Consider the following 15,021-nt stretch of genomic DNA (forward strand, 5'->3'; position numbering starts at 1 on the left):
AGAAATGTGGTTTCCCGTTTCGGGCTGCGCCCTTTATAAACATGAACAGACACTTATACAAAATCATCATAACGTTCTTCGTCTTTGCCTCTTTTTGCAGCTCGCTGGCCGTAGCGCAACCAAATGCAGAATTTTCAATTACCCCGGGCAGTAAGTGTAAAAATGATGAGGTAACGTTTGTTAATTTATCCACCGGCAGCATTGTCGACTACCTCTGGGATTTTGGAGACGGCACCACCTCTGATGAGATAAATCCAACCCATACTTATACGACCCCGGGAACTTTCACCGTCATTTTAACTGCGACTGATGCTGGTGGTTTAACAGACTCGTATAACAAGTCATACATTGTGCGCCCCCCTGCGGCCAATTTTGATTTAAGCCCGGCCATTGGCCTCGGAGCCCCTAAAACAATATTCTTTACAGATCAATCCGTTCTGCCCGACACCTGGCAGTGGAATTTTGGTGATGGAGGTACATCGACGGCACAAAACCCTATTCATTCTTTTACTTCAGTTGGTGACTTTAATGTGCGGCTCACGGTTGTAGATACCGTGTACGGATGCAGCGATTATGTGGAAAAGGCTGTGAAAATAGTACAGCTGGGGGCTGACTTTACCGGCTCCTCGCTCTTTGGATGCGGGCCGCTCACTGCAAATTTCACTGACGCATCAACGTCTTCATCGGTCATCACTTCATGGGCCTGGAATTTTGGTGATGGCGGTACTTCGAGTGACCAGAATCCATCCCACAAATACGATAGTCCGGGCACTTACACAGTTGCCCTGACCATTACAGATGAAAACAATTTCACTAGTACCAAAACAAGAACGAATTACGTACAGGTGATTGGGCCCAGTGTTAAGTTTAAGGCAACTTCCACAACCGTGGCAGCTGCGCCTGCTACAATCAATTTTCAGGACAATACTACCAGTGGATCCCCTGTTACAAGTCGGACATGGGATTTTGGAGACGGGACAACCTCAAATGCCCTGAACCCGAGTCATGAATATACCACCTCCGGAATCTTTGACGTGAAACTCACCGTGACTGATCTGGATGGTTGCTCCCGCACACTCACAAAAACAAATTATATCAATACCATTCCAGGAGCCTACGATATCTCCATAGCTATTTATGATGGCAATGAAGATCGTTTTTCGGTGACAGCACAAGAAGGCGCACCTTTCTCTCTGGCCTTTAGTGCAGATGGCTCCAAAATGTTTGTCATCGGCCTTATTGGAAGGGACATCAACGAATATAACCTGACCACTGCCTGGGATGTATCCACGGCCAGTTATGCAGGGAATGCCGAACGCCTTTCGGTGGCATCAGAAGAAACTTCTCCAACCTCTCTGACCTTTAGTGCGGACGGCTTCAAAATGTTTGTCCAGGGTAATTCCGGAGATGACATCAACGAATATACCCTGACCACTGCCTGGGATGTGTCCACGGCCAGCTATGCGGGGGATGCTGAACGCTTTTCGGTGGCATCACAAGAAACCTCTCCCAGATCTCTGGCCTTTAGCTCAGACGGTACTAAAATGTTTGTGATGGGTAATGAAGGGCTGGATATCAACGAATACAACCTGACGACCGCCTGGGATGTGTCTACGGCCAGCTATGCTGGTGATGGCGAACGTTTTTCAGTAGCAGCACAAGAAACCGAACTTCGCTCTCTTGCCTTTAGTGCGGATGGTGCTAAAATGTTTGTGATGGGTTCTGATGGAGACGATATCAACGAATATAACCTGACCACAGCCTGGGACGTGTCCACGGCTACCTATGCTGGAGATAATGAGCGCTTTTCGGTGGCAGTCGATCCGGTATCATTGGCCTTTAGTGCCGATGGCACCAAAATGTTTGTGATGAATTTACCCTCAAGGATTATCAACGAATACTCGCTTGCAGCTCCTGTAGTTACTGGAGCAGCAGCTAACCAGGCTGTAAATGATAATGCCACTCTTAGTCCATTTTCAACTATAACAGTCCAGGACCCTAATGGAGACAATGTCTCCGCCACCATTACATTGGATGACAACGCCAATGGGCGATTGACCGGTGCAGGATTAACAGGACTAGGACCATATACCTTAGCAAGCACAGATGCAGCCAGTTTGCAAACTAGCCTTAGGGCATTGGTATTTTCACCAAGGGAGAACAGGGTAGCTAGCGGAAATACGGAAACCACCACTTTTACTTTGGATGTAAGAGATGGGACATTTAGCCATACCGATAATAGAACAACCGTAGTTTCAAGCCCCGTTGGCCCAACAGTTTCTATAAGAAGTGGAGGAGCTACTGATCCAACTAATGGCCCCTTTACTGTAATATTTCTTTTTTCGGAGGACATAGACCTAGGAGGTTTTTCTGCTGATGACATTACGGTAAACAATGGCACGGCTACTAGACCAGATAAGTATTCTATTGATATCAGTGAATACGTTGCCACAATAACGCCCACTACAGATGGCCTGGTGACCGTAGATTTGGCAGCAGGTGTAGTTCAGGATTTAGGAGGTGCAGATAATATCGCCGCTACCCAATTCACCATCGAAGCCGACCTCACCTCCCCCACGCTGACGATAAGCAGTGCAGTGGCCGATCCCACCAACGGAGCTTTTACCACCACTTTTACCTTTTCGGAAGGCGTGACAGGTTTTGATGTTACCGACATTTCTGTTGGCAACGGAACCGCCACCAGCTTTGCCTCCAACAGCGCTTCGGTATACACCGCTGTCATTACCCCAAGCGCCGACGGGACTGTCACCGTAGATGTTGCCGCCAATGCAGCACAGGATGCCGCTACCAATGGAAACGCTGCAGCCTCTCAATTCACCATCGAAGCCGACCTCACCTCTCCCACGCTGACGATAAGTAGTGCGGCGGCCGATCCCACCAATGGAGCGTTTACCGCTACCTTTACTTTTTCAGAAGACGTGACAGGCTTTGATGTTACCGACATTTCTGTTGGCAACGGAACCGCCACCAGCTTTGCCTCCACCAGCGCTTCGGTCTACACCGCTGTCATTACCCCAAGCGCCGACGGGACTGTCACCGTAGATGTTGCCGCCAATGTAGCTCAGGATGCAGCTAGCAATGGAAACTCCGCAGCTTCCCAATTCACCATCGAAGCCGACCTCACCTCCCCCACGCTGACGATAAGCAGTGCAGTGGCCGATCCCACCAACGGAGCTTTTACCACCACTTTTACCTTTTCGGAAGGCGTGACAGGTTTTGATGTTACCGACATTTCTGTTGGCAACGGAACCGCCACCAGCTTTGCCTCCACCAGCGCTTCGGTCTACACCGCTGTCATTACCCCAAGCGCCGACGGGACTGTCACCGTAGATGTTGCCGCCAATGCAGCGCAGGATGCAGCTACCAATGGAAACTCCGCAGCTTCCCAGTTCACCATCGAAGCCGACCTCACCTCTCCCACGCTGACGATAAGCAGTGCAGTGGCCGATCCCACCAACGGAGCTTTTACCACCACTTTTACCTTTTCGGAAGGCGTGACAGGTTTTGATGTTACCGACATTTCTGTTGGCAACGGAACCGCCACCAGCTTTGCCTCCACCAGCGCTTCGGTCTACACCGCTGTCATTACCCCAAGCGCCGACGGGACTGTCACCGTAGATGTTGCCGCCAATGCAGCGCAGGATGCAGCTACCAATGGAAACTCCGCAGCTTCCCAGTTCACCATCGAAGCCGACCTCACCTCTCCCACGCTGACGATAAGCAGTGCAGCGGCCGATCCCACCAACGGAGCTTTTACCACCACTTTTACCTTTTCGGAAGGCGTGACAGGTTTTGATGTTACCGACATTTCTGTTGGCAACGGAACCGCCACCAGCTTTGCCTCCACCAGCGCTTCGGTCTACACCGCTGTCATTACCCCAAGCGCCGACGGGACTGTCACCGTAGATGTTGCCGCCAATGCAGCGCAGGATGCAGCTACCAATGGAAACGCTGCAGGCTCCCAGTTCAGCATTGAAGCAGACCTCACTTCTCCAAACCTGACGATCAACAGTGAGGCGGCCGATCCCACCAATGGAACTTTTACCACCACTTTTACTTTTTCAGAAGACGTCACAGGCTTTGATGTTACCGACATTTCCGTTGGCAACGGAGCCGCCAGCAGCTTTGCCTCCAACAGCGCTTCGGTATACACCGCTGTCATTACCCCAAGCGCCGACAGGACTGTCACCGTAGATGTTGCCGCCAATGTAGCTCAGGATGCAGCTAGCAATGGAAACTCCGCAGCTTCCCAGTTCACCATCGAAGCCGACCTCACCTCCCCCACGCTGACGATAAGCAGTGCAGCGGCCGATCCCACCAACGGAGCTTTTACCACCACCTTTACTTTTTCAGAAGACGTGACAGGCTTTGATGTTACCGACATTTCTGTTGGCAACGGAGCAGCCAACAGTTTTGCCTCCACCAGCGCTTCGGTCTACACCGCCGTCATCACCCCAGAAACCGACGGGACTGTCACCATAAACATAGCTGATAATGCAGCACAGGATGCGGCTACCAATGGCAACTTCGCTGCTACTCAATTCAGCACTGTTGCCGACCTGACACCGCCAACGGTGGCAATCCTACACGCACCTGCGCTGGTCAACACTACCACTCCTTTTAGCATCACCTTCCGGTTTAGTGAGGCAGTCACCCTTTTTGCATCCGAAGACGTCAGTGCCACCCATGCGTCGCTCACTAACTTCAAAAGCATTTCTGCCAACGAATACACGGTTGACCTGGCGCCAGATGGCACTGGAAACATCGCCCTTGAAATCAAGGCCAACACGCTGGAAGATTTAGCCGGTAACGGCAATAATGCCTCAGCGGTAAGTACTATCGTATTTAACAATGCGCCGTTGGCCATGCCCGAATCTTATACCACTTACAACAACGTGGATTTGAATGTGGCGGCAGCCGACGGTGTGCTTGCCAACGATTCGGATCCTGATGGCAACGCTCTGACAGCAATTTTGGTAACGGATGCGGCTGCCGGTTCGCTGAGCCTGAGCACTGACGGGTCGTTTCTCTATGAGCCAGCTGCCGGGTTTACAGGCACCGTTACCTTTGACTACCAGGCAAGTGACGGCAACGTGTTGTCCGACATCACCCGGGTAACCATTGTTGTGGCGCAGGAGAACCGCCCTCCTTCTTTCACCGCTGGCGGCAATATTACGCAGCTGGAAGACGCCGGCGCCATCCAAATCGATAATTGGGCCACCAACATCAGTGATGGGGACAATGAAACTCAGTTGCTTACGTTTCAGGTGATTGAAAACAACAACCCTTCATTGTTCAGTACAGCGCCCGTCATTACAGCTCAGGGCACATTGACCTTTTCACTGGCAGAAAATGCTTTTGGAACCGCAGATGTTACCGTTGTTCTCACCGACAACGGAAGCGTGAATAATACAAGCACAAAAAGCACCTTCAGTGTCAACATAACCCCGGTCAATGATCCGCCTACCATCGATACGCCTACAGCCATTGATGTTGCGGCAGGGAGCTCAGCCAGCTTTGATCTCTCAGGAATTACCGCCGGTGCGTCCAACGAAAGTCAAACCATCCACATCAAAGCTTCCACCGATTCGCCCAACCTGATCACGGATGTAGTGGTGGCCTACAACAGCCCCGACGGTGCTGGAACAGTGTCTTTTAATACGTCAGGCAATGTTTCCGCCACCGCTACCATTGCATTGACCGTCGTGGATGACGGTGGCACCGACATTGGCGGCATCCACACAACCACTGTTTCACTTACTGTCAATATCAACCAGGTGATAACCAACCAGTTGTTCCTGCCCTCCCTGTTTTCACCTAACGGCGATGGCCGCAACGACCTCTTTATCCTCAGAGGTACTGGCATCGAAAGCATCGTATTTCAGGTTTACGACGCCCGGGGCAACAAGGTCTTTTACTCGTCGAACGTGGACGAGATAACCACCCTGGGTTGGAATGGAAAGGTGAATGGCTCGGCCGACGCCCCATCAGCGGCATACGTGTGGAGTGTCAGTGGTCGGTTTGCCGATGGAACGGAACTAGCCATAGGTGGAGAAAAAACAGGGGTAGTGAGGTTGATCAGGTAAGTGAAACCAAATCGATCGTTGATCGTCACTGCTATGGCCGGCACTTACACGCTGGCCGGTTAAAATAAGATGCCTTTTTGTTGTGCCGCATCCCGAACAGCAAAAGCTCATGCACATTTGACATTGCCTTCGGAGCCTTGGGCGTGCCCTCCCTCGCAGGAGATACGTGTCAGCTGAAACACTGATGCGCTCGGGAGGTCGGGCTATTCGCTGCAAGTCCTCTGCTTCGCACGTCGTGCCTCCTACCTCGGCCTGTGGGCTTTCCGCTACTATCCCTCACGCAAAGGAAGGGTCGCTTCAAAACATAAATAACCAGGAATACGATCTGGATAATTTCAGTAAATTCACATGTAAAAGAAACCCCGCCGTGCGGGATTCGCTCAACTCCTTTCTGGTGAAGAAGAACCGGATTTTGTGGGTGGACGACCAGCCAGCCAACAACAAACCCATTGCCGACTACATGGCCAGGCAGGGGGGGCGGTGATTGTGCGGGCACTTACCACTGACCAGGCCATCAACTTCATCAAAACCCAGGGCTTCGACTACATCATCAGCGACATGAACCGCCTGGAGGACAACACTAAAAACCCCAAGGCCGGGCTTGACCTACTGGCCTACGTGAAAAAGGCCAGGGTAAAAACCCCGCTGGCGTTCTACTCCGGAAGCGGGCCTGGCCAGCGAGACATTGTAAAAGCCACCGACAAGCAAAAAGTGCTGCTGACCAATGACTCAAAGGAGCTGTTTGATTTTTTGGGGTTTTGAGGGCGGCCAGATATGGCACGTGCCTCTGGACTTTTTAAATATCTACTAAAGTATCGGTTTTGCATTTCAGTTTCAAGTAACCCTGTAGAGGCATGTGCTATATCATTTGTTACCTGCCTTTTTTCCAGCCTTACTTTCTTTTTCTACGAACACTGGTTCAAAGGTTCGAGGTTCTTCAATCTCGGCAATATCAAAATCAAATTCTTGAAGTTTTAAAGCACTGTCAAGAACAAAATCTATGCAGAATTGACAGTTCTGTTTAGTCCATTTCTTCTTTCTCCAAATTTCAGAAACGTGATGACCGTTTTGCATCCTCGTTACTTTTGGTGTTAGAAGTTTAAATTTAGCAAACCTCTTATAATCAATGCCAAAGCTTATAATTTTGATCGCTTTCTGTATCCCATCAAGTGAATCCCTAACATTATCAACGAACCTTGCCATGTCTCTGTCTTCTCGGATTCCCATGTGAAAGGAACTTTGAAAAGTTAGGTCTTTACCGAAAAAGAAAGGAGAGTTACTTAGGTAGTCAGATTTTGAGTTCTCATAAGTATAGAGCAGTTCGTGAAATGCAATTGCTGCCTTTTCGATTGAATCTTCAAAGTTGTTGCCATTTAATGCCTTTTCGGCTTCTTCCAATTGCGATCTTACGTTCTCATAACTTATTAGACTAAATAATGAAATTTCACTGAATTCAATCCCGAATTGTGTTTTTGTGTTCTGATCAAAAAAGTCGTGTGCGTTCACACGGCTTATCTCAATGTCTGATTTTGAAGGCAATAACCCTTTATGCTTGATGTTTACTCTTCTAGCATTTAGGTTTCTCATCGATTCTTTCAAAGTCAAGGAAGGTATCTGAGTCCAATAATCTAAGAAGTTTAGTTTGTCAGATTTGATGTTTTTTTCTTCAGCCAAAAGCTTCAAGTACATTTCAATGCTATCATGAAATGATAAAATGGAAAATGCAGCAACAGTTTCGACTTGATATGATTGTTCAACACCTATTCGAAAAAGGTGTTTAATAATTGCTAGCCTCTTTAATACTATTTCGTTCTTCATGACTAAGAGTTTTAATTTGGTTCAATACTCCATTTGGGTACTATCTGATTTAGTCGAAGTTTGGAGTTTTTGAGACCTTCTTCTAGTTTATCAAGGCTTTTTGATTTAATGGGACTTGAATCAGGTAATGAAAAAATAAATGTCACTATAATTGGATAGGCCTTTTTTCTGAAATCCTTAAGGATTTTGTCCAAAGGTTGATCGGTCATATCCGACTTGATTATCTCTTTGTATGCCTCATCCGCCAAACTTCCGTAAACTCTTAAAAAAGAAGCTAAGAAATGAAATTGATCTTGATCTTGAGATTTTAAATTAAGCAACCTGTCAACCTGATCATCACACTTGTTGGATACTGCGGTTCTAAGGGTGCCAGCGATTTCGGAGCAACAGTGCCAGCGATTTCGGTTCAAACTGTGCCACTATTTGCCAATTGAGTTTGGGTTATCAACGGTTCTAACCGTGCCAATTTAATTGCATCAAGAAGTCAACACGGTTCTAACCGTGCCACGAGGTGTTACCACTATAGGAGAAGTGTTTTTATACTCAGCTCAAAAAAGAGCTGACATGTCAAAAACCCTTGATCCTATGGACTTAAAACAAATCATCACCTTACACCTGGACGGCCTGAGTAATCGCAAGATTGGTGAGACTTTGGGCATCAGCCGCAATACAATCAATCGCTACCTACAGCTTTTTAAAGGCAGCGATCGTCCCCTCAGAGCACTTCTACAGCTAGATGAAGCCTGTTTACGGGAACAATTTCCAGTAAAAACTACCATTGATAATGATCGCTACAATGAACTGATGCTTTACCTACAGCACGTCCATCAGCAGTGCTCTCACCCCGGCTTCACCTTTCTCTATCACTATCAGGAGTACGCATCGGCATGTTCATCACCCTACAGCTATACCCAGTTCATGGCTCATTACCGAGCTAAATATGCCCGTGAAAAAGGCTCCATGAAGCTCAACCATCAGGCAGGCCATGAAATGTTCGTGGATTACACAGGCAAGAAAATGACTGTGGTAGACCGGCAAACAGGCGAAGTCTGTGAGGTAGAAGTATTCGTTGCGATACTTCCCTGTAGTCAATACACCTATGTAGAGGCTTGTGATAGCCAGAAACGGGGTGATTTTCTCTCCTGCCTGGGCAATGCTCTTGAGTTTTTTGATGGCGTACCCAAGGCCATTGTTTCAGACAATCTTAAGTCGGCAGTAACCAAAGCCAGTAAATATGAAGCGGACATCAACCGGTCATTAAAAGACTTTGCCAGGCATTACAACTGTGTGATTAACCCCACACGCAGCTATTCACCGCAAGACAAAGCCCTGGTAGAAAATGCAGTACACCTTACCTATCAGCGTATCTTCTATCCCTTACGGGAAATTACCTTCTTCAGTCTTTGCGATCTCAATAAAGAGATCCGAAAACAGCTACAGGTGTACAATGATCTGCTTTTTCAAAGAAAACAGGCCAGTCGAAAAGAGCTCTACCAATCCCTGGATAGAGGTTATCTCAAACCTCTGCCTGGTAGTCGCTACCAGCTCAAGGACTATACCCGAGCGAAGGTACAGAAGATGGGGTATGTGTTCTTTTCGCCAGACAAAGCCTACTACAGCGTGCCCTATCGTTACATTGGACATCAAACGCAGATTCATTATACTGATGATATAATAGAGGTCTATTACAACCACCAACGTATAGCCTCTCATCATCGCAACCCTGTGAAAGGGGCCTACATCACCAATAAAGACCACCTGAGCAGTACCCACAAGGCCTATTCAGAGTGGAGTCCTGAGTTCTTCCAAAAAGCAGCTCTCCGATATGGAGAAGCAGTTGTTAGCTTTATGAAAGGCCTGTTTGCTAATCCTGACTATCCTGAGATCAACTACAAGCGGGCACAGGGCATCCTGGCCATGGGCCGAGACCATGGCGGTGACAGGCTTAACAAAGCCTGTAAAAGAGCCTGTGACCTGGCAGAATACCGCTACACACTGGTCAAAAATATACTCATCAATAAACAGGAAGAGTTGGAGCTTGATGTAGAAAAACTAGCCGATCAATCTTCACACATCCCTGTCCATGAAAATATCCGTGGTGCCCGGTATTATCAGTGAAATGACCCTGGGGATGCCATGTGATGGCTGAAAATACTATCCACATGAAACCATAAACAATCGCATATGAATAACACACAAACAAATCAAAAACTACGTGCAATGAGACTGGAAGCCATGGCACAGCTCCATGAGCAACAAGTCTCATCCAATCAACACATGCAAATGACTTCCGATGAGTACCTCGGCATGCTTACCGACCATCAATGGGAAGCCAGGCAGCATCAAAAATCTCAGAGACTACTCAAACTGGCTGGGTTTAGACAAAAAACAACCATTGAAGAGATCAACTACGGGCAACAGAGAAATCTGGACAAAAACATGTTTCAAAGGCTTACTACCCTTGACTTCATTGCCAAAAATGAAAACCTCATCATCACCGGTGCTTCAGGATTGGGGAAAAGCTACCTAAGCCAAGCATTGGGGCATCAAGCCTGTATGATGGAATACAAGGTCGTCTACCAAAATACGGCCAGGATGCTTAACCGACTCAAACTTGCTAAAGTGGATGGAACCTATTTAAAGGAACTAAGAAAGATTAACCAAACTCACCTGCTCATACTTGATGATTTTGGTCTACAATCCATGGATAATCATGCCAGGGAAACTATCCTTGATATCATTGAGGAGCGCTACAACACCAACTCTACTATTGTAGCATCACAAATACCCGTATCCGCTTGGTATGATATAATCGGAGAAGGCACCATTGCTGATGCTATTCTGGATCGGTTGGTTAACTCTTCTCACAGGATAGACCTCAAAGGTCAATCTTTAAGAAAACAACCTGTGCTTTAATAATATTTATGCTAAAATTACACTCTCCTATAGTGGAACAACTAGTGGCACCATAAGGCCGAAATCACTGGCACCATTAGACCGAAATAGCCAATTGTTACGCAAATCTCTTAAACTATTTTGGCTCCAGTTTGCATTTTCATAGTTATAACGTTCCCATGTAACTTGCTTCCTGTCAAATAAATGCGTTAAGATGTCCTCAATTGAAGCGGAATCATCTAAAGCCTTTTTAATGGACTTGACAGGAAATCGCAGTTTTAAATCCTTGAAGTTTACAAAAACTGTAGATGTGTTGGCAATTACAGCAATGGCTTCAAATAATTCCTTCAGGTTTTGATCCATTTATTTCGTTTTTTAGATATGGCAGGTAACGCCTCAGTAAAGTGAGTGTGGGAGTTTTATGCAGCCCCGCTTCCACTACATCTTAGCCACGCCGATGTTAAAATTAACCCTTGTGGCGGACATTCCAAGCCAACAAATGATTGAAAACCGATGAAGCCGCCATTCATTGTCAGCCCTTTGTTAGCTTTCTTTTCATTTAATCCAAAGAAGTCTAAGCAAATACAGCGTCGGCCCCAATATCATGCTAAGTCCTACAGAGTTAAGAAGGTCTGTTCGTATTTCTTCGTTTCGGTAGTAAAGTCCGGCCGAAATCAATGCTGTTAGAATGAAGCAAAGGTAAAGCGTCAGCAAATTCACTTCATGCAAGACCTTGTCGTTTAGAGCTATACCGAAGTTGGAAATACGCTCACCAAAATCAGGCAATTGAAACTTCCCCGCATTCATTAGAGCAATTTTGTTCTTGTATTCAAGTTCCCTCTCGACAAGGAGAAGGACTACGTCCACCGTATAAAGCACAAATGGCAGCAGTACGTAGATCCGAGGAATTATCCGCTTGACCGCCATGAAAAACGATCGAATCAGCACAAATTCAATTGCTAGCACTACTGTTGTTCCGATGATCAAGCCTGTCCACATAGAAGAGCTATGAAAGCTAACGTCAAACTAAGCTCTGTCGGCTTAGCTTTTCATATATCTCAAATGTATCTGTTCCAGATACTCTTTGCAAATAACTAAGTAAGCCGATGGAGCTTAGTGCTTGTTAGACACTTTAATAACAAGGACAAACCAGTTCACACCAAGAATAGGGTTTAATACTACTTTGATAATAAAATGGATCAATTAAAGGGTTTGCGGGATAACCTAAGTTACCAAGACCTAATCCAAATTCATTATAATAAGACCTTCCATAAGGTTTGAAAGTGGGAGGGATAATATAAGAAATATCAGGTATCTCTCTATGTGGCTGAGGATAAGGATTGAAGTTTTGAAATCTGTACGGCGCACTAACTACTTTTATCCTCGGGTCGCTATAAGAATGTTCTATCAAATAGTTTTCAATTTCTTCGTTAATGTATTTCGAGCAATTGTTATCCAATGAAATTAGACCATTCTGTTCCAATCTTTGATATGTCTCTCTTAGTGAATAGATCAGTTCCAGATTCTTTAATTCTATCGCTTGATCCATCATTTCACAAAGGTCAAGTTCATTTCGTTGAGCGGAAGAGATTGAAGACTGACTAATTACTATTACTAGTGTTAGTAGTATCTTTTTTGTATCTAGGACCATCTTTAATAATACTTTCTCCATTGGATTTATTAGGTGATATGCTTTTTAAATCTGGACAATCAATGTAATCAAGGGCTCCCGGAAAGTTAGCTTGAGTAGTTATGGATGTTGTCAAAACAAATGCTCCGATAACAATAGCGATAATTCCAGGTGAATTCGATATTATCGAAAAACTAATTCCAGCTCCTTTCAATTTAATATCTGAAGTTTTCTCGATCGAATAAAATGAAAACCCGAAACCAATAAATATCAGTATAAACCCCGTAAATATTCCAAGGGAATTCTTGACAAAACTCAAGTGCATATGTAGGGAGAGTGATACATAGTTTGGATGGTCTACACATAATATGCTATCGCTAAAAACCTGTTCTTTAAACCATAGATAGTTCATGAAAAGATAGTATGAAACAACTGCTATGCTTAAAGTGCCAGTTATTAATAGTAATCTTGGTGTCAGTTTTTGCATTTGTTGTGTCTAACATTTCGGTATGGCCCTGGTCCATACCTGCATTATATATTTATTGAATATCGAAGATTTATTTCAATAATAATATTCAGGCAGGTTTTTCTGGCGTCGGGAAGCCGGCGCTTAAGAAGTCTTTCAATATTATTGCCCTAATAACGTCACTCTCTCAGCTGCCTGGCGTGCCGCAGAAGATTCCTGCGGAATAGCTGTAAGCCGGGCAGTGGTGGCCTGGCCTGAGGGCCGCCTGTTCGGCAGCCGCCCTCCAAGTGTTTGTTACCGGGTCCTCTCCTGCCGGTCGCCCATCCGTCGACGGACGGATCGCAATTACGGGAGAGGGGTTGTGTATCACGAAATCAGTTGGAAAAATTCGCCGTGCTCAGCCCCGACAAAGCCGGGGCATGAGACAGCTCACAAAAGTTAGACAGGAATAAAACCTTTGCAATTATTAATTGTAAAACAAAAAAACTAGTCCACGTTGTCGTGCAGGAAGCGATTGTTGCCCAAGATCTGGTTGTCGTCATTCAGGTTGAACTTCGAAATCTTCCTTTCAGATGAATGGGGCACATCCTGCAGCTTAACTTTCTTCCTCATGTAAGCCGGCACTTCCAGCTTCTCTTTGAAAGAATCACTATCCAAAGCAGACGGGCTTTTCAGGTTGGCCAGCTTGCGCTCTCTTTCCCTTGCCTGCTCCATCAGCTCTATTTTCTTACTCATTTGATGGGCCGAACCTTCCAGCTCCTCAAGAAAGGCGTCGCCCGGGTCAAGGTCGCTGCCTTCCACTACCTCGTACTCTTCTCCGAATTCAAACAGCCCTTTATCATCGTCGTCCTTTTTCTTAGGAGTTGACGGAGGGGTGTCCTTCTTCTTGAAGTCAAAAACATAAGACCTTTCTTCGGCTTCAGCTTCGTCCTCTTCTCTTATTTCATCCTTCAGCTTCTTGATGACCGGCTCGGTAATTGGCCTTTCAGGCTTTTTAGGCTGGTGCTCAAAAAGATCGATCTGCTTGGCTTTCTCCAGATCGTGTATTTTCTTCTCTGATTTCTCTTCCAGTATCTTCGAAATGGACTCCTGGTCAAAGCCTGTAGCGATGATCGTTACCCTTATACAGTCGCCCAGCTCCGGATCGACACCGTGGCCAAAGATCACTTCAGCATCGTCGCCGGCTGCCTCCTGCATGTACTCAGTAATGGCAGTCAGCTCGTCCATTTGCAACTCAGCCTGCTCACCGGAAATGATGGAAAGCAGTATTTTCTGCGCACCAAGAATATTGGTGTTGTTCAACAGCGGTGAAGAAATGGCCTCCTCAGCGGCACGAATGGCCCTGTTGTCGCCACTGGTAACGGCCGACCCCATTACGGCAGCTCCACTGTTCTTCATCACCGTTTTCACATCCTCAAAATCGACGTTGACATAGCCAGGCACGGTGATAATTTCCGCAATGCCCTTGGCAGCTGTGGTCAACACATTGTCGGCTTTGGAGAAAGCTTCAGATATGGATTGATTGCCATAAATCTCCCTCAGCTTGTCGTTGAGGATCACCAGCACGGTGTCGCAGTTTTCCTTCAGGGCTCTGATTCCCTCTTCAGCTTGCTGTGTCTTCTTTTTGCCTTCAAAGGCAAAAGGAGCTGTCACTATGCCAACTGTGAGGATGTCCAGTTCCCGGGCCACTTTGGCGATGACAGGCGCTGCACCAGTACCTGTGCCGCCGCCCATGCCTGCGGTAATAAATATCATGCGGGTGTCTTCACTCAGAAGCTCCCGAATATCTTCTTTACTCTCCAGCGCTGCGTTCTTTCCCTTTTCAGGGTTGGCTCCTGCCCCGAGGCCGCTGGTTAGGTTGGCACCTATCTGCAGCTTGATGGGTACAGGGCTGCTGTTGAGCGCCTGAGAATCGGTATTGCAAATGACGAACTCGACGTCTTTGATACCTTGATTAAACATGTGGTTGACAGCGTTGCTGCCACCGCCCCCAACGCCGATCACCTTAATGATCGACTTATGATGCTGGGGTAGATCGAACTTGTATGCGTTTCCTGTCATAACTATAGAAGTTGAGGTGTAGTCCTTTTGTCAGATGCCCCAAA

The 15,021-nt window shown here is 46.6% G+C and carries 11 protein-coding genes; 5 read left to right on the plus strand and 6 right to left on the minus strand.

Annotated features, from left to right (window positions below; all coding sequences use genetic code 11):
* Positions 1 to 41: 41 nt before the first annotated feature.
* From ACMVP2_RS03695 to ACMVP2_RS03705, 3 genes are all read left to right on the plus strand, one after another.
* Positions 42 to 6,107 carry an Ig-like domain-containing protein gene (locus ACMVP2_RS03695; RefSeq protein ID WP_416866762.1) on the plus strand — a complete coding sequence of 2,022 codons (6,066 nt, stop codon included), beginning with the start codon at positions 42 to 44 and terminating at the stop codon, positions 6,105 to 6,107.
* 184 nt (positions 6,108 to 6,291) lie between these two features.
* The gene (locus ACMVP2_RS03700; protein ID WP_416866763.1) at positions 6,292 to 6,591 is read left to right on the plus strand and encodes a hypothetical protein; all 300 of its coding nucleotides are present in this window, start codon (positions 6,292 to 6,294) and stop codon (positions 6,589 to 6,591) included.
* Positions 6,592 to 6,593: 2 nt separating this feature from the next.
* A complete protein-coding gene (locus ACMVP2_RS03705; RefSeq protein WP_416866764.1) occupies positions 6,594 to 6,869 on the plus strand; it encodes a hypothetical protein in 276 nt (91 codons plus the stop codon).
* Between the two features lie 102 nt (positions 6,870 to 6,971).
* Here the strand turns inward: ACMVP2_RS03705 and ACMVP2_RS03710 are convergent, their stop codons facing one another.
* Both ACMVP2_RS03710 and ACMVP2_RS03715 read right to left on the minus strand, forming a co-directional pair.
* Positions 6,972 to 7,925, minus strand: coding sequence for a hypothetical protein (locus tag ACMVP2_RS03710; RefSeq protein ID WP_416866765.1), 954 nt, complete (start codon positions 7,923 to 7,925; stop codon positions 6,972 to 6,974).
* An 11-nt stretch (positions 7,926 to 7,936) separates the two neighbouring features.
* On the minus strand, positions 7,937 to 8,335 hold the full coding sequence (locus ACMVP2_RS03715) for a hypothetical protein (RefSeq protein ID WP_416866766.1): 399 nt from the start codon (positions 8,333 to 8,335) through the stop codon (positions 7,937 to 7,939).
* A 154-nt stretch (positions 8,336 to 8,489) separates the two neighbouring features.
* On the opposite strand from ACMVP2_RS03715, the gene istA reads away from it, so the two are divergent.
* Together istA and istB are read left to right on the plus strand one after the other, a co-directional pair.
* A complete protein-coding gene (gene istA / locus ACMVP2_RS03720) occupies positions 8,490 to 10,043 on the plus strand; it encodes an IS21 family transposase (RefSeq protein WP_416864671.1) in 1,554 nt (517 codons plus the stop codon).
* Between the two features lie 66 nt (positions 10,044 to 10,109).
* The gene (istB, locus tag ACMVP2_RS03725; RefSeq protein WP_416864670.1) at positions 10,110 to 10,841 is read left to right on the plus strand and encodes an IS21-like element helper ATPase IstB; all 732 of its coding nucleotides are present in this window, start codon (positions 10,110 to 10,112) and stop codon (positions 10,839 to 10,841) included.
* Positions 10,842 to 10,868: 27 nt separating this feature from the next.
* On the opposite strand, the gene ACMVP2_RS03730 is transcribed toward istB, so the two are convergent.
* The 4 genes from ACMVP2_RS03730 to ftsZ form a co-directional block, all read right to left on the minus strand.
* Positions 10,869 to 11,183, minus strand: a complete 315-nt coding sequence (locus ACMVP2_RS03730; RefSeq protein ID WP_416866767.1) for a hypothetical protein — start codon at positions 11,181 to 11,183, stop codon at positions 10,869 to 10,871.
* Between the two features lie 192 nt (positions 11,184 to 11,375).
* On the minus strand, positions 11,376 to 11,819 hold the full coding sequence (locus ACMVP2_RS03735; protein WP_416866768.1) for a hypothetical protein: 444 nt from the start codon (positions 11,817 to 11,819) through the stop codon (positions 11,376 to 11,378).
* 602 nt (positions 11,820 to 12,421) lie between these two features.
* Positions 12,422 to 12,937 (minus strand): hypothetical protein, encoded by a 516-nt coding sequence (locus ACMVP2_RS03740; protein WP_416866769.1) that lies wholly within the window; start codon positions 12,935 to 12,937, stop codon positions 12,422 to 12,424.
* 465 nt (positions 12,938 to 13,402) lie between these two features.
* On the minus strand, positions 13,403 to 14,977 hold the full coding sequence (gene ftsZ / locus ACMVP2_RS03745) for a cell division protein FtsZ (RefSeq protein WP_416866770.1): 1,575 nt from the start codon (positions 14,975 to 14,977) through the stop codon (positions 13,403 to 13,405).
* Between the last annotated feature and the right edge of the window lie 44 nt (positions 14,978 to 15,021).

It is taken from the genome of Imperialibacter sp. (assembly GCF_048007035.1).
In the GTDB taxonomy this organism is placed as follows: Bacteria; Bacteroidota; Bacteroidia; order Cytophagales; family Cyclobacteriaceae; genus Imperialibacter.